The organism is Verrucomicrobiota bacterium (assembly GCA_039192515.1).
Lineage (GTDB): Bacteria > Verrucomicrobiota > Verrucomicrobiia > Methylacidiphilales > JBCCWR01 > JBCCWR01.
This window is the reverse complement of the sequence record JBCCXA010000018.1, coordinates 44,483-67,123: the sequence shown is the minus strand read 5'-3', so window position 1 is coordinate 67,123 and position 22,641 is coordinate 44,483. Positions and strand designations below refer to the sequence as shown.

At 40.9% G+C, this 22,641-nt stretch carries 15 protein-coding genes; 8 read left to right on the top strand and 7 right to left on the bottom strand.

Annotation, left to right across the window (positions count from 1 at the left end; translation table 11 throughout):
* Positions 1-4: 4 nt before the first annotated feature.
* Both AAGA18_09535 and AAGA18_09530 read right to left on the bottom strand, forming a co-directional pair.
* Complete coding sequence (locus AAGA18_09535) at positions 5-2,227, bottom strand: type IV pili methyl-accepting chemotaxis transducer N-terminal domain-containing protein (GenBank protein ID MEM9445582.1); 2,223 nt, start codon at positions 2,225-2,227, stop codon at positions 5-7.
* Positions 2,224-2,949 carry a response regulator gene (locus tag AAGA18_09530; protein ID MEM9445581.1) on the bottom strand — a complete coding sequence of 242 codons (726 nt, stop codon included), beginning with the start codon at positions 2,947-2,949 and terminating at the stop codon, positions 2,224-2,226. Before AAGA18_09530 ends, AAGA18_09535 begins: the two co-directional genes overlap by 4 nt.
* A gap of 1,668 nt (positions 2,950-4,617) precedes the next feature.
* On the opposite strand from AAGA18_09530, the gene AAGA18_09525 reads away from it, so the two are divergent.
* The 5 genes from AAGA18_09525 to mutL all read left to right on the top strand — a co-directional run bounded on the left by AAGA18_09525 (position 4,618) and on the right by mutL (position 11,064).
* Complete coding sequence (locus AAGA18_09525; protein ID MEM9445580.1) at positions 4,618-6,957, top strand: PAS domain S-box protein; 2,340 nt, start codon at positions 4,618-4,620, stop codon at positions 6,955-6,957.
* Positions 6,958-7,085: 128 nt separating this feature from the next.
* Positions 7,086-7,574 carry a UvrB/UvrC motif-containing protein gene (locus tag AAGA18_09520; protein ID MEM9445579.1) on the top strand — a complete coding sequence of 163 codons (489 nt, stop codon included), beginning with the start codon at positions 7,086-7,088 and terminating at the stop codon, positions 7,572-7,574.
* Between the two features lie 5 nt (positions 7,575-7,579).
* On the top strand, positions 7,580-7,825 hold the full coding sequence (locus AAGA18_09515) for a zinc ribbon domain-containing protein (GenBank protein ID MEM9445578.1): 246 nt from the start codon (positions 7,580-7,582) through the stop codon (positions 7,823-7,825).
* A 59-nt stretch (positions 7,826-7,884) separates the two neighbouring features.
* Complete coding sequence (locus AAGA18_09510) at positions 7,885-8,787, top strand: ParB/RepB/Spo0J family partition protein (GenBank protein MEM9445577.1); 903 nt, start codon at positions 7,885-7,887, stop codon at positions 8,785-8,787.
* Between the two features lie 471 nt (positions 8,788-9,258).
* On the top strand, positions 9,259-11,064 hold the full coding sequence (gene mutL / locus AAGA18_09505) for a DNA mismatch repair endonuclease MutL (protein ID MEM9445576.1): 1,806 nt from the start codon (positions 9,259-9,261) through the stop codon (positions 11,062-11,064).
* Between the two features lie 15 nt (positions 11,065-11,079).
* Here the strand turns inward: mutL and AAGA18_09500 are convergent, their stop codons facing one another.
* The 5 genes from AAGA18_09500 to AAGA18_09480 form a co-directional block, all read right to left on the bottom strand.
* Positions 11,080-11,598, bottom strand: a complete 519-nt coding sequence (locus AAGA18_09500; GenBank protein ID MEM9445575.1) for a DUF1844 domain-containing protein — start codon at positions 11,596-11,598, stop codon at positions 11,080-11,082.
* A 28-nt stretch (positions 11,599-11,626) separates the two neighbouring features.
* The gene (locus tag AAGA18_09495) at positions 11,627-14,266 is read right to left on the bottom strand and encodes a pitrilysin family protein (protein MEM9445574.1); all 2,640 of its coding nucleotides are present in this window, start codon (positions 14,264-14,266) and stop codon (positions 11,627-11,629) included.
* Positions 14,267-14,380: 114 nt separating this feature from the next.
* Complete coding sequence (locus AAGA18_09490; GenBank protein ID MEM9445573.1) at positions 14,381-14,863, bottom strand: Minf_1886 family protein; 483 nt, start codon at positions 14,861-14,863, stop codon at positions 14,381-14,383.
* Positions 14,864-15,018: 155 nt separating this feature from the next.
* Positions 15,019-17,484 carry a leucine--tRNA ligase gene (gene leuS / locus AAGA18_09485; GenBank protein MEM9445572.1) on the bottom strand — a complete coding sequence of 822 codons (2,466 nt, stop codon included), beginning with the start codon at positions 17,482-17,484 and terminating at the stop codon, positions 15,019-15,021.
* Positions 17,485-17,566: 82 nt separating this feature from the next.
* Complete coding sequence (locus AAGA18_09480) at positions 17,567-18,352, bottom strand: outer membrane beta-barrel protein (protein MEM9445571.1); 786 nt, start codon at positions 18,350-18,352, stop codon at positions 17,567-17,569.
* Positions 18,353-18,422: 70 nt separating this feature from the next.
* On the opposite strand from AAGA18_09480, the gene AAGA18_09475 reads away from it, so the two are divergent.
* The 3 genes from AAGA18_09475 to AAGA18_09465 all read left to right on the top strand — a co-directional run bounded on the left by AAGA18_09475 (position 18,423) and on the right by AAGA18_09465 (position 22,112).
* Positions 18,423-18,677 carry a hypothetical protein gene (locus AAGA18_09475; GenBank protein ID MEM9445570.1) on the top strand — a complete coding sequence of 85 codons (255 nt, stop codon included), beginning with the start codon at positions 18,423-18,425 and terminating at the stop codon, positions 18,675-18,677.
* 381 nt (positions 18,678-19,058) lie between these two features.
* Complete coding sequence (locus AAGA18_09470) at positions 19,059-19,181, top strand: hypothetical protein (GenBank protein MEM9445569.1); 123 nt, start codon at positions 19,059-19,061, stop codon at positions 19,179-19,181.
* Between the two features lie 414 nt (positions 19,182-19,595).
* Positions 19,596-22,112 carry an Ig-like domain-containing protein gene (locus AAGA18_09465; GenBank protein ID MEM9445568.1) on the top strand — a complete coding sequence of 839 codons (2,517 nt, stop codon included), beginning with the start codon at positions 19,596-19,598 and terminating at the stop codon, positions 22,110-22,112.
* Positions 22,113-22,641: the final 529 nt, after the last annotated feature.

Genomic DNA, 22,641 nt, shown 5'->3' with positions numbered 1-22,641 from the left:
GTCCTTATGTCAGAGCAGGTATTTCAGCATCGAAGCGGAAAAATTTCTTAGGCTCTGAATACAAGAAAATTTGGCCCTGTAAGTCTTCCATGATGCTATGGCGAATAATATCTAGTCCCACGCCTCTGCCACTCATTTTATCTGGTTCTTCTGATGTTGAAAAACCTGGTTCGAAAATATAGGGCCACCATTGATTATCATTCGCTACTTTAGATGCCTCTTCTTCAGAGATCATTTCTTTTTCAAGGGCTCTAGCCCTAATTTTAGAGATGTTTAGTCCGGCACCATCATCTGTATAAAAAAAGTTTAATTTTTTGTCCTCTTGCTGGTTTAGGCCGATAACAATACGAGCCTCGGATTCTTTGCCAAGATCAAGTCTATCTTCTCTCTGCTCGATTCCATGAGCAAAGGAGTTGCGTATGAGTTGAATGGCTGCTTGATGAAGAATAGTGCTCTGTTGTCTATCAAGATTTAAGTCGGATTCAATTTCGAAAAAAATAGTAGCTTCTTTGGCAGTTTTTTGGCTGAGGTCTACTACCATTTCCGATAGTATTTCGCTTTTAAGTGGACATTCAGAAGAAATCGTTGTTTCTTGAGTAGAACTAAAAGGAATTAAAGCTGGTGCTTGTAGACTCATGCGTTCTGCTAATCCTTGACATTCTTCAATAGCTGATTTCCCTTCCGATAGCAGAGCCGCTATTGCTAGGAAATCTTCTCCAGCCAATTTAGGTTTAGAGCGTAACTTCTCAATGGTATCCTCGAATCCATGTGTCATTTCAACAAAGTAATCAATACTTAGTGAAGAGGCGTGCCCTTTAATGGAGTGTATATGTCGAAAGACGGTATCCAGTTTCTTTCTCAAGGAATCATCTGGCTGAGGGGTCGCAGATTCTTCAATAAAGTCTTCGATCTTTAAAACAGAATTAGATGCTAGTAGAGATTTACTTGTTTGTTCGCAAAAGGCCTTGATGTCAGCAGGGTCAACATTCAAGAGAGAGAGGAGCAGATTAAACTGAACTTCTTTACGAAGTTCAGACTCTTTGAGTTCATTGGCGAGTCGAACCTGAGTTGATATGTCCCGAACGCTAATAAACACATTGGTGATTTCTTTTTCAATGAGCACTCGTTTAAACTGAAATTCGAAGTGCTTCGTGGTAAATATTCCTGACTTCTCTTGGAAGTGCACTTCCGCTTCGTCTAATGGATTGATTTTTAGCAGGGTTTTTTCCTTTTTCCTAGGATCAAAAAGCATTTCACAGTAATCACGACAGGTGTAATAGTCTTTTTGGGTGAGGAGGCGTTGCATAATATTTAAGAAATTAGCACCAGCTAAATCATCTATATGAAACATCTCATTTAACTCATGCGAATGTTTATCTGAAATTTTAAATTCAGAATTAATTAACAAGAGGCCTTGCCTTACCGTTTCTAGAATGGTGTTTGTTTCTTTTTGTGAGCTTTCAAGTTGGAAAGTTGTTTCTTTAAGACTTTCTACGACCTCCTCAAGGTCTCTATTTTTTTGTTCAACGCGTTGGTCACTTCTACGGATTTTGGTAAAGAAGTCATAGATGATAAATGCGTAGTTTCCGATCAGAAAGATAATAGCTAGTGTTTGAATGAGTCGAAGAAAAGCTGTTCGAGAGTTAGCTTCTTGCTCAAGAGCCACGGTCAGGTTGTTCATCTCTTTTAGCAGAGCTAGGTTGTTTGTTTTAGCGTAGTCTATAGCTTTTTGCAGGACGTCTAAGTTCACCTTGTCTTGTGAAAGTAAAACCGGCTTTAGAAGCTCACGCAAAGGCTCCCAGAGTGCTTTACCTGTGATAATTGCTTGCCTGGCCTTTATTTCTTGAGCTGCTTCTAGGGTTACTTGGTTGCCGGTGGCTCCTGTGGTAAAGCCTCCCATGTCAAAGGCTTTCAAGGTGTTATCAAATAGTTCGTAAGAGAGAGTTAACTCTTTTATAGCATTTTGGATGGGTTGACCCTGCTTGGTTAAAGAATCGATTGATAGAAGTGATTTGGTAATTCGCTGCGAAAGCATCCGCTGGCGACCTGCCAAATTGATTCCAACTGCATCTTTGGATAACTGGATAGCAGTAAAGAAATTAAGAGTCAGCACTCCTAAATCCACGATAATAAAGAGAATGATAGCGATGAATATCTCTCTGTAGCGACTAAAGAAAGAGCTTTCTTTTACTGTGATTTGGGTGTCGCTTTTGTTTTTATCAGTCATGTTGTCGGGCTGTCCACTCTAGTATTATGATCAATCAGATAACAGAGCTTTAACAGCAGACGGTCGATAGGAAAATCATCAATATTGGTTTCAGTAGTTTGTGGATTATTAAAAATCTGAATGATTGGATTTTCCCAGGTCAAGACCTCCTCCAGAGCATGTATTCCAATTTTTTCTTTAACTTCAGCGTAACGAATTCTGCCCTCTATAATGTCAAGGTATCCAATGGACCCTGTATGGTATTGTATTTCAAGATGGCAAGATTTATGATCTGCAGCTATAATTTGTAAAATATTCATAAGGCTTATTCCTTGAATCACGCTGTCTGCCTTCTTTGTATCTAATATAGACTTAAAGCATGCCGTAATAATATCGCGATCAAATGGCTTGGAGAAAAACGTAATATTTCCTGCATCCTTAGTAATCGCTTGAATATTCTTAAGGCCAGGAAATCCTGAAATAACAACCAGTGCTAAATCGGGGTGTCGCCTCAAGCTTTCAGATAAAAGGCTTAGACCATCTACGTCAGGTAAGCGAAGGTCAGTAATGACTAACCTAGGCTTATATTTTTTAATGGTTGCTAAACCCTCTTTACCGGAACTCAGTAATTCAAGGTCGACCTCTGGAGCAATTTTTTTTATCAAATCACCGTAAATCCTAAGCTGATCTGGGTCATCTTCTATCACTACTACGGGATTGTAATTTAGTGTCTTCCGAGTCATGGAAATAGCCAACATGTTTGAGTTTTGTTTTTAAGGTGAATTATACTTTCCAATTATAAATGTAATTTTCGTATTTTCTCTATTCTTTTATTAATTATTCAATAATGATCAATCGTTGCGGATAAAATTAAGCAAATCAAATGCCAATAGCGTAAAGTATTATTGAAGATGCTGTAAAAGCTAAGGGTTTATGATTTCTTGATAACGAGTGTGTACCATGACATGGAATTTTATCAATTTACGATATTTATAGTTATATATTATATTTTTAAAAATTCTAAAGCGTACAAGATAATATAAAGTTCTATGTGTGTCTAGTAGATTATCTACTGTTTGTTTATCTAGGCTAGCAATTTTCCTTTAATATCTGTCGCTATGTATGATAATCACACACCTAAATTGTTCTTTGCGGAATACGGAGTCGTTCCATGTTAAATCCTGCCAGAGAGACTTAAAGGTTAGTGCAGCAGAACCGCGCTGGACAGTTGCAATAGATGTTTGTGGTTCAGCTATGAATAGATCCCTTGCGGGATGATTTAGATGATTGTAGATCTCATCTTTTAACTATGCATGTTCTAGAAATAAGATAAGAAGCCTATTTCCTTTGAACTGTGACAAAATTACAGTGAAAGCCCAAAGCAGTCAATAAGGTGCAAAAAAAGAAGGAGAACATTTTTGAATTCATTTTAAAGATCCATTTTTTGTCATACCCCGGTTCTACCGGAGTATCCAGTAGATTGAAGCACTCATTAATCTTTTCAACGGATTGGTCGCTTGATATTGACATGGATCCAAGTACCAAGGCACTAGACATATCTTTAGATGCTTTCACTAGTCAAGACAGAAAATGGACAGGCTGGATTAGGTGCTGCTGTCTATTCATTAGAAAATGCAACAGTGTAAGAAGAATCATTTATTTACTGAGGGTGGTTAATACTAAGGGCTTAACTCAGGGCTAATGCTATGTCAGGCCCGTCGTTGAGATGCTGCATTAATGACAAAGATAAATATAATAGTTATGGCTCGACTCTGTTACATAATGAAGGCTTGATTGATCATGATGATCAAAATTTGCTAATCAAATTACTTCTCAATCAATACAGGCAAATGATTTGATGGGTTTTCGGGTTGTGTAGTAGAGGGGGGCTATACAAAGTGAAGCCCGAATGATGCCATAGAGACTTAAAAATTTGTGCAAGATCTTGGACTCAAGACATATAGCGGCCCGCTGGAGGTATCAGTTATTGAGACCCCTGTCGCTAGTCTATCGGGACTGGGCTTCAAGCGTTGGATAGTTTCGCCTTCGCTTACAACTAAAAGCATTGCTCAGACGATGTGATTCCATGCATCTTTGTCTGCTGTCTTTTTCTTGCGGCTTAAACTTTTATGCATCTGGTTCAACTTCTGTTGGATCATCTGGGTTAAAGTATAAATTTACAAAAAGCTTTATTTCATTGTGAAAAAGTACGAATTTTCATAAGTCGTTGATTTTTTGATCTTTATACTTTTATTTGTCAAGTTATTACCAAAGTGTTAACAATATCTTGTGGCATATGCTAAAACAATTCTGATATTTTTATATCGGTCGTCGAAGTATGGCTCGTGTTTTCAGTATGGAGAATATGAATAGTTGTTTGTTATTCGGGAACTATCTTACACGGAGATAATATGCAAGAAAGTAGCGTTATGATCAGAGAGTCTGTTTTGACTCAAAACGAAGAAGTGCGTTGGGATAAAAAAGATGAGATTCGTAGGGAACTCAGTTACTTTTTAAGTGCGGTTCCGGCGTGTATCTATATGAGAGACCTGATGAAAGAAGGGCGTTCATTCCGGTTTCTTAGTCAAAGTGTGATTAATATCTTGGGATATCAGTCTCAAGATTTTTTGAGCAGGACTGAATTTTGGTGGGAACGTATTCACAAAGAAGATCGTCAGGAAATGGTAAAAGAGTTTGATGGTCTCGTGGATGGAGATGAAGTCGTTTTAGAGTATAGATTTTGTCAACCTGATGGTTCGATAAGGTGGATTAGAGATTCCTTTAGTGTTATTGATAAAGAGGGTCAACTTCAAGCCTGTGGTTACCTAGAAGATATATCCGAAAGCAGAAAGAATGAGCAGTCTTTGGGTGAGGCTCTTGCTGAAGCCGAGCAGTTCAGATTGTTATTTCAAATTTCTGCGGATATGGTTTGTGTCACAGATTTTGAAGGACGCTTTAGGGTGATCAATCCAGCTTGGGAGGGTGCCATGGGCTTTGAAGTTGCAGAGTTCATGCGAACACCACTACTTGAGTTTATTCACCCAGATGACGTTGTTTCTACTGAGAAAGCCTTTGCCAGTTTAAGGGCCCCAGAGCAGTACCTCATAGGATTTGAAAATCGCTTCAGATGCCAAGACGGTAGCTACCGTTGGTTGGCTTGGAATGCAAGCCAATATCGTGACTCGGGAATGATATATTCAGTCGTGAGAGACATTACCAAGCGCAAGCAAGCTATTGAAGCGCTAGAGGAAAGTGAAAGAAATTATATGGCGTTGGCTGAAGCATCGCCAGTTGGTATTTTCCGTGCGACATGTGAAGGCGAATGGTTTTATGTCAATCAGCGTTGTTGCGAATTGACTGGTTGCAGCATTGAAAGCCTCAAGGGGATCAATTGGCGCTTAGCCGTTCATCCAGATGATATTGATGATTTAGATTGTTCTTGGAAAATGGCTAATGAAGCACAAATGAGCTTTATGCATGAGTTTCGTTTTGTTCATCGTAATGGTAATATTACCTGGGTGTATGGCCAAGCAGCAACAGAGCGAGATGCTGAAGGTAATGTAACGGGGTATGTTGGAACCATAACTGATATTACAGAGCGTAGGCAGATGGCGGAAGAACACGAAAAGCTGAGCCGCTTGGAATCACTGGGTGTATTAGCAGGAGGGATAGCTCATGACTTCAATAATATTCTGAGTCCTATACTGGGAAACTTATCATTAGCTAAGTCGTTAGTTGAGACAGATGATGATATCTATGATTGCCTAGATGAAAGTGAAAGGGCTTCAATTAAAGCTAGAGATTTGACTCAGCAACTTTTGACATTTGCAAAAGGTGGAGCGCCCATCAAACGTGTGGCCGACTTGAAGACACTTGTAGAGGAGTCAGCTATATTCGCGTTGCATGGGGCTAATGTCACAGCAGACTTTCAATTTGATGACAATCTCATGGCTGCAAATATTGACCAGGCTCAAATAGGGCAGGTGATTCAAAATCTTGTCATCAATGCGGTTCAATCTATGTCACAGGGTGGCGTGATAAAGATACGTGCGAAAAATGAAACACAAGTTAATCATCCTCACTTGCCAAGTCTCGAAGGTAACTATGTTTCTATTTCTGTAGAAGATAAAGGTTCAGGTATTGACCCAAGAGATCTTGATAGAATATATGATCCTTACTTTACAACGAAATCTCGTGGCCATGGCTTAGGCCTAGCAACTACTTTGTCGATTGTACAAAAGCATGATGGTTATCTCGGCGCCAAATCAGAGTTAGAAGTAGGAACAACTTTCACTATTTACCTTCCTGCGCTTGCGGATGTATGTGTTGTGCATAATCCAGAACACGTAGCACCTGTTCGTGGAACGGCAAAGATTCTTGTGATGGATGACGAAAAATCAGTTCGCACTGTAATGACTAGGCTGTTAAAGCGATTGGGTTACGACGTCGGTGTTGCACCGGAAGGTGGTATTGCCTTACAAATGTACAAAGAGGCTAGCGAAAATTCGGATCCATATGATTTAGTGATTATGGATCTCACAATTCGTGCTGGCATGGGTGGTGAAAAAGCTATAGAACTTTTACGAACATATGATCCACATGCGTTAGCAATAGTATTTAGTGGGTACTCAGATAATCCTGTTATGGCTGACTATGAACATTATGGTTTTAATGCTGCTATACAAAAGCCCTTTACGATTCAGGCAATGAGTCGGTCAATAGAGTCCGTTCTTATGTTAAAGAGAATTTAGGAATTCCTAAATGAATAGCATAGGTAGAGTGATAGTTGCATTTCCTATATACGGTGCTAATGGTATAGATAGATATGGAATGTACGTTTTGTCCTGGTTGTAAGTCCACATGCCACCTTTCTAAGCTTGTGAATGGCAAATCTGTAGAGGTACATGTGTGCGAGAAGTGTATACCAGAAATCAATCAGGACAATTTGATAGACTTTGACATTTGGGAAGCAGTTTCCAAAGTAGCAGCTGAGAAAGGGATACCAGATCCTTGCAAAGTAATGGAAGACGAAGCAGCAGAGATTTCCGCCAAGTCCTTACTCTTACCTTCAAAGCAGGGGAAAAAAGACGCCAATGTTTGTTCCGAATGTGGTTTTACTAATGAGGATCTTCGAAAAACCGGAAGACTCGGCTGCTCTAGGTGTTATGAAGTCTTTGATGAGATGCTAGAGGATGTTTTTAATGATTGCCAGAAAGGGAACAAGCATCACGGGAAAATACCGAGTGGCTATGAGGATCTAAAAATCAAGAAGATCAAACAAGACCTCCAGGAAGCTATTGATGATGAGCGTTTTGAAGATGCCGCGCTTCTCAGAGATCAGTTGGCGAAACTTTCTCATAATTGCTAGTTTAAATGCCTATTTATTGCTATGAAATTAAGGAGGGCGACTGCAACATATGTGGAGGCGTATTTGAGCTTATGCGTCCCATTAGCCGCCCTCGTTTGGAAGCTTGCCCATTATGCAAAAAGGCTGTCAGAAAATGCATTGCTTCTATTCATACTCCAAAGCTGTTGAAACCCATTGCACCCTCTGAAGCCAAGTCAGCTGGATTTAGAATCTATGAAAAGCGAGACCAAGGAGTGTATGAGCAAATATAGTTCATTAGATTTTGGATGCAGTGATTGACGTTCTTTATTGGGATCGGTACGCTTATTAAATGGCTCGAAAGGCTCTTGGTAAAGGTTTAGGTGCTCTAATTGGCTCGCAGCAGCCGTCAGTGATTACATCCCCACAGCCTCGTCCTGAGGATGGAGAATCTGTTCAGGAAGTGGCTATTACAGAAATTCAGCCTAGTTCACTGCAACCTAGGAAAACATTTCGCGAAGAAAAATTAGCTGAGCTAACGGAATCAATTCGAGAAAAAGGGATCATACAGCCCCTAATTGTGCGTAAGTCAGGCAAAAAATTTGAATTGATTGCCGGTGAGCGTAGGTGGCGTGCTGCTCAGCGTGCAGAGCTCAAAAAGGCTCCGGTCATTGTTCGGACAGTTACGGATCTTGAGGTTTTAGAATTAGCTCTAATCGAAAATTTACAGCGTGATGATCTAAATCCAATAGAGGAAGCAGATGGCTATGCGCGTCTTATGGAAAATTTCAAACTCACCCAAGAACAAGTTGCTATCAAAGTGGGGAAAAGCCGGGCCGCTGTTGCTAATGCTTTACGGCTTCGGGGACTAAACGAAGAAGTAAAGTCATTAGTATCCTACGGGAATTTAAGTGTAGGGCACGCAAAAGTTCTCCTTGGAATATCGGATAAAGATAGTCAACTTGTCCTCGCGAGAGAGGTGCTCGCCAAGAGCTTCTCGGTAAGAGAAACCGAAAGGCTTGTGAAGTCAGTATCAGAAGCCAGTAAGGGGAATAAACCCAATGGGTTGACCAATTCTTCTAAACAAAATGCCCTACAAACTGAATGGAGAGAAATGGAAGCCAAGGTGCAACGGGCTACTGGAACAAAGGTGAGAATTATTGGCACGGCCAAAAAAGGGAGAATAGAGCTAGAATATTACTCAGCCGATGATCTTGAGCGCATACTAGCAAAACTTGGACTAGATTCAGACTAGAATTTTGAACAGGAAGCCGTGGAGTAAGCGGAGGGATTATTTATGCATACGCTTTTACAAAAAGTGGATCTGTTTGGGGAATCGATGACTACAGCGGCTATCCAAGTTCGTAGGCGTAGGGGCTTAGGATCACTAGAGCTAGTTAAGCGGTGGTGTTTAGTGAAAGAATTGCATTTTAGGGACTTAGCAGTTGCTTTTCAAAACGAGGAGAGTCCTTGTAAAAGTTCCAGAAAAAAAAGTACCTATACCGGATCGTTTGCTACAAAATTATATTTTAGTGGAAATTAAAGCCAATGACCAGCTTTTACCAATTCATAAAGGATCATTTCTTAGATAGATGAAATTGTCAGATCTTACAAATGCTTTGTTTATATATTCAAACTCTTTCTTGCTCAAGAAAGGAGTCCATCGAAACGCCTTATCTATTTTCAAGAAGAGAAGCTCTCTTAACTTGACTTCTTTCTGCTAAAAATGGGTAATAAGATTAAGCTACTTGATGAGACAGTTGCTAACCGAATAGCAGCAGGTGAGGTGATTGAGCGTCCAGCATCTGTGGTCAAAGAGTTGGTAGAAAATGCCCTGGATGCTGGGGCAAAGCGCATAGAGATTGAGATCGAGAAAGGAGGTAAAAGCTATATTCGTGTTACTGATGATGGACATGGCATGGATAAAGATGATGCGTTGCTATGCCTGGAACGGCATGCAACAAGTAAGCTTAAAAGTGCTGATGATTTGTTGCGCATAGGAAGCTATGGGTTTCGTGGCGAGGCTTTGCCAAGTATTGCATCAGTTGCGCGGTTTCGGTTGCTGACTCGAGTAAAAGAAGCGTTGAATGGTACCGAGCTAAAAGTTAATGGAGGTAAGTTACATGATGTGATTGAGTGCGGTTGTGCTAAGGGTACTACAGTTGAGATTCGCAGTTTATTTTTCCACACTCCAGGAAGAAGAAAGTTTCTTCGATCAGATCATACAGAGTGGAGTCATATAGATCATTACATCAAGTTAGCTTCGATGGTTAGACAGGATGTTGACTTCTTGCTGATTCATAATGGTCGAGAAGTAGCAAGATATTTAGCAACGGATGATTTGAAATACCGTCTCAAGCAAATGTTTGGAGAGGAATGGCTGCGAAATATGGTAGCTATTAAAGCTAGTGAGGAAGGCTTTAGCATAAAGGGTCTCATTGGTAAGCCCGGAGTTAGTCGAAGCAGTAGGCATGAACATTTTGTTTTTGTAAACAAACGTCCTATTCATAACAACGCTATCAATTTTGCGCTCATCCAAGGTTATCAAAGGGCTCTGGTGAGGGGACGCTTTCCTGTAGTCGCATTATTTCTTGAAGTTCCTCAGGAAATTATAGATGTCAATATTCACCCTGCTAAAAGAGAGGTGCGTTTTCATGATGAACTACGAGTCAAACACTTTGTATCTTTAACAGTACAGGATACTTTGCGTGAGGAGGTTTCAAGCCCATTGTCAGTAGAAATTAATAAGCCTGTATTAGAGAATGAAGATAAAAAGCCTTTGGTTGTGATGCCTCCACCTATGCTAGGTTCTTCATTTATGAGGGACCTTCCTGTAGCAAGCAGTGCCGAACCTCTCGAGAATAAAGCTGCTGCTAATGAGGACTCTATAAAAAATTTTGATCATCAGCAAGATGTTGAAATAGATAAGCCAATCAAACCGGTCCTAGAACGTAATCATGATTTAAATGTGCTTGGCGTAGTGATGAGCCACTACATCATTGCCGAGGGAGATTCGGGCATTGTCTTGGTGGACCAGCAGGCTGCACATGAAAGGGTCCTTTTTGAGCGAATGTTGGAGGCATTTCATGGCGAGCCAGCCATGAGTCAAAAATTGCTATTGCCTCTGACTTTAGATTTTCTTGCGTCCCATTCAGAAATTTTAATTCGGCAAGCAGATGCACTAGATCGTATGGGGATTGGTATTTCATCTCTAGGTGGGGATAGTTTTATGGTCGATGCACTGCCATCTGAAGTTGAAGTGCAGAATGCGGAGTCGTTTGTAAGAGGTATTGTAGAGGAACTAGACAAAACTGGTGGATCGAAAGCAAAATCTCGTGTGTTAGAGGATGAAGTGATTGCTAGAGTTGTCAGCCAAAGAGCAGTTCGAGGCAAAGTGTCTCTTAAAGCGGAGGAAATTGACAAACTATTAAAAGACCTTCATGTTTGCGAACTCCCCTATACCTGTCCTCAAGGTAGGCCTACCATGATTCATATTGGACGTAATGAGCTTCAACGAAAGTTTGGACGCTGAACAAGATAATTGGGTTTATCCGTAAGATTTGAAGAACTTACGTTTCTCATTTTCATCTATATTTTTTTCAGTTTGTTCTTCTTGGTGTGCTTCTTGAATTGGTTCTGAGGCGGGTGGTGACTCTTCTACAAGCTCCTCCTCATCAAAATCCGGCATGGGGATATCTGGAGTTCTTGAAGGCATCATGCCCGGTGGTGTTCCACCACTGGCTTGAGTAAATGCCATACTGACACTTTCTATGGCATCATCAAGAATTTGGCTCTCTTGTTTGCTGAGATTGCCTTTCGTTTTAATGCGGATAAGTTCTAGTTGGTCGAAAAGGACCTTGCCTGTTTCCAAATTTGGTTTGGCACTTCTTCCATCTGGGGTGGGCATTTGGCCTAGCACGAAGAGAATGTTTTGTGCCTGCATCATGATGAACTCCACAAAGCGCTGAGCATTGATGACTTTTTCTGAGTTTGCAGAAGCCTGCTCTTTCTTGCTCTCTGGTTCTTTTGATTCTTGGGATCCTTCTTTTTTTCCTAGTCCAAACATATCATCATACCTTTGTTATCTGGGTTTATTACAATTCTCTATCAGGCTGAACAATAACGCTTATATAGTTGTCTTGGGAGAAATATTTTTGGAAAGCTTCATTGACTTGTTCAGTGGTAGTGTCTCGGATTTTTTGGTTTATTTTTTCTTCAAAGTCGGCACCAAGTCCATAGAGATAAAATAATGCCGCTTTATAGGAACGGGTGGAGGCTGCTTGATCTTGAAGAATACGTTTGCCCAATAGTTGCACTTTAGCTCTTTCGATTTGTTCGGGTGAGAAGCCACTTTGGTTGATATCTTTAATTTCTCTAAAGATCTCAGTATGAACTTTTTCTGCTTTGTCCTTTTGAGTGCCGGCGTAATACATAAAATAGCCAGGATCTAGGCCTGCCAAGAGTCCTGTGCCCACAAAATAAGCTAAGGATTGCTCTTCACGAATACGGGTGAAAAGTCGTGAAGCTTGACCTGACAAAGCTTGGTCAATGATTTCTAAAGCGGGTCTGTCAGGACTATCTAAACTTAAAGAAGGGAACCCTATAGTCACGATCGCTTGTACTTTATCCGTTGGAAGAATATGCTTTTTGCTGTATTCAGGATTATCAGGTTTGTATCTGCCTTTGTAGCTGACAGGCTCTGAGGGTTGGAAAGAAGAGAGTTTTTTATTTAATTCAGCTATTGCTAGATCCTCGTCGAAGGAGCCGCCCAGTGAAAAAACAAGGTTATCCTCAGCTAGTAGTTTTCGGTAATAGCTTTTGAGAGTTTGCTGGTCAAGTTTGGCAAGGCTTTCCGGATTACCCAGGGTGCTCAATCCGTAGGGATGAGGCTTGAATAATGAGGCTCGCAATTTATTTCTAGCAAGAGAAACAGGGTTATCTATCTCTAACTTGATGTCTGTAAGGAGCTTGTCGCGCTCCTTGTCGATTTCATCCACAGGAAAGGTAGGATTTAGGAGAACATCTGTAAGGATATCGATAGCTTGACTAAGGTCACTATCCAGAACTTCAATAGCTAGAGAAAAGCTGTTATTTCCAAATTCAGCAGCAATTGAGCCACCAAGTTGCTCTACCTCTAACGCGAGATCTGAGGCAGAGCGGCTAGCCGTTCCTTTGGTCAAGAGCCTTGTCATGAGTTGGCCGATGCCATTATTTTCTTGTGTCTCGGCTAGCAATCCACCCAATGCAGTCGCACGGATTGTAACAAGAGGGGCCTTTGCATCTCGGATCATGACCACCGGCATGCCATTGTTCAGTTTTTTAATATTTTTACGTGATGGTTCTTTGACTAATTTATCCTCATCAGCATCTTGTGTGCTTTCTTCTCTGGGATAGAGTGAGACCAAGGTAAGACTATTAGGAGTAAAGTAGGTTTTAGCAGCACGTTGGATATCTTCTGCCGTGACATTTTTAATGCCTTTTAGATAGTTTTCATCGAAATAAATATCACGTGCGACGAACCAGCTAAGTCCTAGGCTAGAGGCTTTACCGCTTACGGTTTTGAGCTCTGCAGCATGGCTAGTGATGACTTGGCGCTTGGCTTTCTGTAACTCATTTTCGGTCACATGAGTATGCTTAAATTCTTCTAGGATAGAGGTGACTTCTAGTTCTATCTCCTTTAGACTCATGTTTAAGGGTGTAGTATCTGCTTTTGGTAGCAGTGTGGCGGAAACGGCCCATAGTCCTGAATGAGCTGGAGTATAAGAGGACGCACCGACGTCCCTTAGTAGTTTTTTCTTTTCTACAAGCTCTTGGTAAAGGCGAGAGCTGCGACCTCGGCCGGCAATCAGAGCTAAAACATCGAGAGGATATAAGTCTGGGTGTGTAATAGCTGGGATTGGGTAAGCCATGATCATACGTGTGACATCAGTTGAAAAGGGTTTAAGGTGTTCCCGGCGTCCCAGCTGTCGTGGTTCCTTAGGAATGAATACATCTGGAACAAACCCACGCTCTAGAGTAGAGGTTTCTTCCTCAAGTGCTTCTTTGATTTCCTGTGCGTTGACATCGCCTACAATAATGAAAGTGACATTATTCGGGACGTAGTGAGCTTGGTAGTAGTTGTATAGATCATCACGTGTGAGTTTATTAAATAGGTCCATGTGTCCAATGACAGGCTGCTTGTAGGGGTGTTCGACGAAGGCGGTGGAAAAGAGGATTCTAGAAAGGGCTCGATCTGGGCTATCCAACCCCATGGCAAATTCTCTGCGGATCACTTCTTGTTCTTTGATAAATTCATTTTCAGGAAGTTTGGAATGAAAAATAGCATCGGCTAGAACATCAAGTGCGGTTTTCCAGCCAGAACTTGGAGATTCAATGTAATAAACGGTTCGATCAAAGGTAGTATACGCATTTATATAACCGCCTACGCTTTGAACCTCTTCAGCGATTTGAGAGACGCCTCTACGATCTGTTCCTTTAAATAACATATGCTCGACGGCATGTGATATACCAGAGCCTAAATACTTGCCCTCAGTAATGCTTCCTGCGGGCACCCAAGCCTGAACGGATACCACTGGAGAGGTGCGGTCCTCTTGGACGAGTAGACGCAGGCCATTGCTGAATTCAAATTGTTCGACTTCTAGGCTAGCAAGGTCTTCTTGGGGTGTGACTACTGTTGATTCATTAGAAACCTTCGAATCTTTTTCAGGCTGAGGCGTGCAACTTGATATTATCATGGCTGTGATAAGAAAAACAAAATATTTATAGGCATGCATGTCTATCGAAATAATCTGGTTAAAGAATCCATCGCTGAAGTTACAACAATAGATCTTATGACGACAGAGAGGTGGTTATAACTCAGAAGAAGGTGTCTTCGGAGATGCTTTCTTGGTATTAGCTCTTCTTGTCTGATTTGATTTTGCTTTGCGGGTGCTAACAAGCTTAGGCTTTTCTGCAGGAAGAAAGGGTTGAACAAAGGCATGATAGAATGTATACCTTTCTTTGAAATCATCCAGTGAATCAGAATCACTTTTTCCAAGAACATTGTGATTTACCAAATTAAAGACAATATTGCCGAAGTCTTCACATTTTTCAATGCCCCATTCATTGAGAACCATCTTGCTCATGGGACCGAATTCCCGAAGAGTATGTTGTCTAAGGCCTTCCAGTAATTCGTTGCCAGTTACATGACGATTTGCTGAGTTAGAATTGCGCTTCAGCGTTTTAAGTGTGAAATCAAGACCTTCACGAACGAAGGTATAAGAATTCTTATCATAACGGGTATCCTCTTGACATATAAGTTCTACCACTTCTCCAAAACTCAACTTCGACATAATTTCTGGGCTCTCTATTTTATCTGCTGTGGAACGTCAGTCCACGATGCATTGTTTCTGATGAGATATATTGCCCCACCTAGCACGAGCAAAGAAAGCAGAAAAATAATAATTAATTGCTCCTTGCGCGTAAATTCAGGAAATAGAGGCATATATTAACCAATTACAATATTTATCATTCGGCCAGGGATTACGATAATTTTGCGCATCTCTTTGCCTTCAAGGTGTTTAGATGTATCAGAGTGGCGGCGAATAAAGTCTTCTATGGCTTCTCTATCCCAGTCGCTAGGGACTTTGACTTTGAAACGAAGCTTTCCATTTATTTGCACAGGTAGCTCGATTTCCGTCTCTATGAGGTATTTTTGCTCAAAAATTGGCCAGGTTTCGTATGCTAAAGAGCCGGAGTGACCGAGTTTTTGCCAGAGTTCTTCAGCTATATGTGGGGCAAAAGGGGCAAGCAATAAAACAAAAGTGTCTAGAACTTGCTTGGGCTTCAGTTCTAGTTTTGTGAGTTCATTGGTGAGAACCATAAGTTCTGCAATGGCTGTATTAAAGCTTAAGTGATCTAGATCTTCCGTTACTTTCTTGATTGTTTTATGAAGGGTCTTGAGGAGTTCTTCGCCTGGTGGCATGTCTGAGATTTGCTTGGAGAGGTTCCATTCTCCTTCTTGATTTTCTATCATTACAAGTCGCCAAGCGCGACCAAGGAAGCGGTAAACACCTTCTACCCCTTTTGTGCTCCAAGGTTTTGCTTGGGTCAGTGGTCCCATAAACATTTCAAATAGTCTAAGTGCGTCTGCACCATAGTCCTCTACTACCTCATCGGGATTAACGACATTACCTTTGGATTTAGACATTTTCTCACCATCTTCTCCTAAGATAAGACCTTGATTGACCAGTTTATAGAAAGGTTCAGGTGTTGAAACCACACCTATGTCGAATAGCACTTTGTGCCAAAAACGAGCATAGAGTAGATGTAAAACAGCGTGTTCTGCTCCGCCTACGTATAGGTCGACTCCATGATCACCCATCCAATATTTTTCAACTTCCGGGTCCACTAGCTTCTCTTGATTGTTGGGATCAAGGTAGCGGAGATAATACCAGCAAGAACCAGCCCATTGGGGCATGGTATTTGTTTCACGTATGAAGCCATCTTCTGACTCAAGCCATTCTTTTGCCTTGGCTAGAGGCGCAAGCCCTCCATCGCTAGGCCGATAATCATCGAGTTCTGGCAGCTCTAGAGGCAAGTCATCCGCTGATATAGCTTGATGTTCATTACCTCTCCAGAGAATGGGGAAAGGTTCACCCCAGTAGCGTTGGCGTGAAAATAACCAATCCCTTAGCTTATACTGTACTTTCCCGTTTCCGATACCTTTTTCTTCAAGCTCTTGAATCATTCGTGCTTTAGCATCGGGAGTTTTAAGTCCGTTGAGGTAATTGGAATTAATAGCTGTTCCACTTCCGCTAAAACATTGTTCATTGCCGCTATTATCTGTATTTGGAGCTTTTACAACTTGGGTAATTTCTAGATCAAAAGCTTTGGCGAAGTCATAATCACGCTCATCATGAGCGGGCACTGCCATAATGGCTCCAGTTCCATAGCTAATGAGAACATAGTCGGCAATCCAAATAGGAATCTTTTTGTCATTAGCTGGATTGATAGCATAAGCACCTGTAAAGACACCGGTTTTTTTCTTAGAAAGCCCTGTCCTTTCTAGGTCAGACTTTACAGAGATTTCTTGGATATAAGATTCGACCTTCTCTTTTTGAGCAAAAGTTGTGATTTGCCGAACTCGAGGATGTTCTGGAGCAAGCACCATATAGGTAGCTCCAAATAATGTATCTGGTCGAGTTGTGAATACTCTAAGAGTTGCTTCATGATGTCCATCTACTTGGAAATTTACCTCGGCACCGGTACTGCGTCCGATCCAATTTCTTTGCATCTCTTTTAAAGACTCTGGCCAATCAAGTTGATCTAGATCATTTAGTAGACGCTCAGCATAAGCAGTGATCTTGAGCATCCATTGCCGTAAAGGCCTTCGCTCTACTGGATGGTTTCCTCGTTCCGAGCGTGGTCCTTCTTCCGTCGTCAGAACTTCCTCATTAGCTAAGACAGTTCCCAGCTTTGGACAGTACCAAACAGGTGCTTCGGAAACGTAGGCGAGTTCTTTGTTATAAAGCTGAATAAAAATCCATTGAGTCCATCTATAGTAATTGGGGTCAGTGGTGTCTACTTCACGATCCCAATCATAGGAGAATCCAAGGGCATTGATTTGGCGTTTGAAATTAGCGATGTTTTTGAAGGTTGTTTCACGTGGATGAGTGCCGGTATTTATGGCATGTTGCTCGGCAGGTAAGCCAAAAGCATCCCAGCCCATAGGATGCAGGACATTAAAGCCACACATTCTTTTATATCGTGAGATGATGTCAGTTGCGGTATAGCCTTCGGGGTGGCCTACGTGTAAGCCCGCACCAGAAGGATATGGAAACATATCAAGGGCATAATATTTAGGTTTTTCAGACCCTTCTTCTCCCGGATTAGCTGCCTTAAAAGTCTTCTTCTCCAGCCAATAGTTCTGCCACTTAGGCTCGATTTCATGAAAGGGGTATTGTTTACGCATATTTTATAATTAAAGATCCGCCATTATGCAGAGTAGCGGATTTTTGCAAATAAAAGGTTAGGCGTAACAGGCTAAGGAGAACCTAGAAATAGGTTCGTAGACCAGCTGTGAAAGTGTGAAGCAGAACATCTAATTCAGTTTCTGAGGCCCCCAATTGGTCATCAATTCCTTGTAGGATAAGAAGGCGATAGTCTAAAGATAATGCAAATCGATCTGTAACAAATAGCTCGGCTCCTACGGGCACTTGAAAGGCAAGTAAAGCAGATTCGTAATCAGAATTAAGCGGAGTTGCTTCATCAACCCAAGCATGCCCTGCTCCGATGCCAAGGCCAACATACGGCCTCAAGCGCCCGATGTCTTTCTTCAGCAAAAGATTGGCGAGTCCAACAGCAACATCCATCTCAGCGTTTACCGGTAGTGTTCCGAAAGTGGTGGCATCAACTTCATGGTTGAGATAGAAACCCTCTATTTCGAGACCAAAAATCCATTCCGTATCGAAAGCCATGAAAGGGAAGTCATAGCCATACTTCAAACCCACCAACCATGATATGTTATCCTCATCGTCATCTAGATTATCTTCCACTCCACCAATTGTGGTTTCTTGGAAGTGATTTTGTATGGGAGAGATACCGCCAAAAACTCCTAGGCTGTGGCCAGTAGCATTTTTGCCTGCAGCGCTAGCATTTCTAGGTTTTGATTGGCGTGGTTTGATGTCAGCACGAAATGCAGGGGTGGGAGCAAGCTGTTTAGGCGGGGCTTCGGGTTGCGAGTTGTCAGTGAGTGGTCCATAAGCCGAAGGTATATGGCGTTGAGCGATAGATGTTGATACAAATATAGCTAAGGTTAGCAGATTTATAAGTAATTTCATATTATAACGACCTACTTAGTTTTAAATTAAATATATGTAAAAAGTAGCAACCACTAAGTTATTACCTTAAATGACATTTAGGTCAAGTATAATTAATAGATTCAATGTTGGCATTAAATTCCACATCACCTATCCGGTCCACCTGCTCGAACTCAATCCCGAACAAATCAGCTCGTTGATTACCTCAGGGCTCGATGCTTGTGGGCTGCCTCACAACGTCTTTCAGGATGATTTACTGACACTGCTGGTTCGTTCTTCTGATGGTATCCTAGGCGGGGCCCGAAACTTCTGCCACTCAGCTTATCAAAAAAAGCATTTGATTTGAACGAAGCTGCCTTGGCCACAACAAATAAAATAATTAGCTAACCTCCTTTGTGTCAGTACAGATTTTCTGTTAGATAATACAGCCTCAAAAAAGTATTTATCTATCGGCATTTGTAAATACAGTGGGAGGTTGTATTTTTTCTATGTTGGCTTTTAATTATAAATGATGAGACATGAACTCATAAATAAGAGAAAACAAGAAATGGATCTCTTGATCTCCTAAAAGATTGAGAAAAATCCCGATCTCATTCATGTTGTAAAAGAGAGAGTTCTTAGTAGACCTAGCAATCTAAATTACACTGAGAAAAACGACTTCTTGAAGTCTGCAATGAGAATATCAATTTTGCTAAGTCATGGTGCTTTGATCTAATCGACGCAACCTATGCCAGCTTACAAGTCGGACGAGAAAAAGGATCTTAATTTTCTTCAAGTCATGCTCAATGAGAAAATCATCAAGCCCCAAAAAGCTGTAACCAAGCAAGCGTTGCTGCAGCACGTAAATTAAGTGTTGTCATCTGGCGAATTCTCCAAGGCCATTATACTCCTTAAGAGAAGTAACCCAGACCCTTACCATTAAACTCACCAAGATTAGTGTGGTTATTGGCAGCACAGAGAATAAATATACGGGCTTCTCCATCAGCAAAGAATTTATAGAGCAAAAAGCAAAACTACTAACCCAGACTAGACTACTTGGCTTATCGCATATTTGCATGATCCGTGTCTGATAGGGATTGAAGTAAGTTTGCTCATTAAGTAATTTACTTGCAAACAAAAAGTTGTAATAATAACTTGTTTTAAAGTTTTTGGAGTTTATAATTTTGATTAAATCAAATAAAATAAACTAATAGATAATGCCGTTAGGTTTAATGATAGACTATTATGATAAATTTATTTATCATTAAATAATTATACTCTATATGTGAAAACACATAATTATAAATACCTGCTACTCGTAATAACCCTATTTTTATTTCAACAACCTGGGAAAACAGAGGTATCTGATCTTTATGGTGCCGATGGAGAGCTGAGAACAGATTTCTCTAGAATACCAGATTTTTCATACACTGGCTACAGAGAAGGCGAAGTTCCTATTCCTAAGGTGCCTACTGTTGCTAACGTAAAGGACTTTGGTGCTATTGGTAACGGGGTTGCTGATGATACGCAAGCATTCCTAGATGCAATTAAGAAGACAAAAAATGGGGCTATATTCATTCCGGAGGGCACTTATGTCATTACTCAAATTTTAAAAATCCAGAAGTCCAATCTTGTATTGCGTGGAGCAGGCAAGGACAAATCAATCCTCTATTTCCCCAAAAGTTGTAGAGAGGTATCAGATGAAAATTTTCATGGCAAAGGAGGCTTCCTTTGGGTTGAAGGCAAAAGGCAGCAGAGTGATAACCTGGCAAATATAACATCAAATGCCGTGCGTGGGGATCGCTTTCTTGATGTGAACTCGACTGATAATCTATCGGTTGGGCAAAGAATTGAAATTTCCATGAGTCTTCGGAAAAATAATATTCTTAATAATGCTCTTGTTAATCACCTATATGGTGGAGATCCTGGGGATGTCTCAATTTTACGAGGTGAGCCCTGGCAAATGTTTGAAATAGTTTCGTTAACGAAAAACAGAATCGAACTCGACAGGCCTTTGTTTTTTAATGCTCAGAGCAATTGGTCTCCCAAAATCAGAACAGTAAACTATTCCGTTAATGAATTCGGCATAGAGGACCTTGGTTTAGAGATGGCACGAGACCAATATGATGGACACTTTGAGGAAGAGTGGAATGGAATATATTTCCTAGACATATCGAATTCGTGGATCAAAAATGTGCATATTCATTTTGCGGATGAAGCTTTTCTCATTAAAGGTCGCTTTTGCACCCTGGATAACGTCAGCTATGACGCGCCCACGGGTAAGAACGGAGCGGATTTTGGGCATAATGGAATTTTTGTTGATAGGCCAGGAGGTTACAATTTAATCAAGAACTTTCAGGCTAATGCAACCTACATGCATAGTTTAGCGGTGCGCGGAAGCTCAGGAAATGTGTTTTCAAAGGGCACAGGTGTGCGAATCGATTTCGACATGGCTGCCCACTGTCCCTTTTCAAATCTTTATACTGAAATAGAAATAACACAACCAAATTTGATATGGAAAGGTAGTGGTACACCTGGATCTGGTAAATCAGCTGCTGCTTGGAATACCTTGTGGAATATAAAAGCAGACTCATCAATATCTTATCCTAAAAAAAATACTTGGTCGAAAATGATTAATGTGATCGGAGTAACATCAAATCAAAAATCTAAAAAGAATCCTGACGCAGATTGGTTCGAAGTTATTGATCCGGACAATCTCATACCTCAGAATCTATATGAGCACCAACTAAAGAAGAGGCTGTCTGATGAAGGTGGGGGAAATGGGCCAGATAACAAAGCTCCAACGGTTAGCTTTGATCCTACAGCTTCTACCTTGGAATTAGAAGAAGGATATAGCTCAATTAATATCGTAGCTATCGCTAATGACGAGGATGGAAGCATAGCCAATGTTAAACTCTATCTAGATGAGATTTTAGTTGGACAGGACAAGAATCCAAAATACAAATGGTTGGGAAGTAAAGAGCCCGAATTACTAGGATTGGGTGCAGGAACTTATCAATTAACCCTCATAGCAACAGATGATGATGGAGCTATGAGTAATAATGCAATGGCAGAGCTTACCATTACAGCTGCCGTAGGCAATATGCCACCTACAGTTCAGTTTAATAATAATAAGTCAACCCTAGAGCTTACTGAAGGTTATAGCACGATTTTGATTAGAGCTAATGCATTAGACATTGATGGAAGCATTGATTATGTTCAATTGTATTTGGGTGATGATTTAATCGGAGAAGACTACACAGCCGTATATAAGTGGAATCAGAACACAAATCGCGAGTTACTTGGACTCGCTGCAGGAACTTATGAGCTAACCCTTATCGCTACAGACAATAAACGCGCTACGGCTCAAGCAGTTACCAACATGACGGTGAGTATGACTGCTAAAACCCCTTACCAAATCTGGGAAAAAGAGAATGGTTTGGCAACTGACTCGGGTGATTTAGACACGGACAATGATGGTTATAGCAATAAATATGAATTCCTCTTTGCCCTAGACCCCAATAACCCTCTAAACCCGAGAAAAGCGCAAGTTTATGTGGATGAGCAAGGTCATTTGAACAAGACTTACACCCGTCGCAAAGATCAATCAATTACTTACACTGTTGAGATTTCAACAGATCTCATCCCAGGTTCTTGGGCGTCATTAGGTAATGAAGAGTATACAATCACTACTAGCTCGGCTGATAACGGCGATGGAACTGAAACACTTACTATCATGTATAAACCTGCCTTAAAAGATATTGCAGATAAATTATTCTTTCGTATTAAAGCCAGTGAATGAACTTCAAGTAATATAAAATGATTTTGTAATGATTGCTGTCAACTCCATTGATTGGCAAATTTATCCTAGCATAGCTTCATTTTTCAAGGAGCTTCAAAATGATTCCATAGCCGCGTTATCATAACAGTAACCGGTCGCTCTTTTGAATAAAAAGTCTGCGCTTATCGACCATGCCATGATCGACGATAATTGAAAGCCTTGATCAGAATGAATAATGAGTCCTTGAGAAGGAATTCTATTTGCTAGGGCAAATTCGATAAGCGGAGTCTTCATATTATCTTCTAATGCTCAATCAACAATTTTTTTAGTTACCCAATCCATAACAACAGCCAAATAAAACCAGCTTTCTCGAGTGTATGTAGGTAATATCACTCACACAGACCTGGTCATGTTTAAAATCTTCTAAGTTAAAATCTTTAGGTCGATTGGGTGCCACGATCTCTTGCTGAGCTCTGTTGGGCGGTGCGTGGACGAAAAAATCTCTTTTTTTAAGCTCGAAGTCCAGTTTATTTAATCATCGATGCCACCC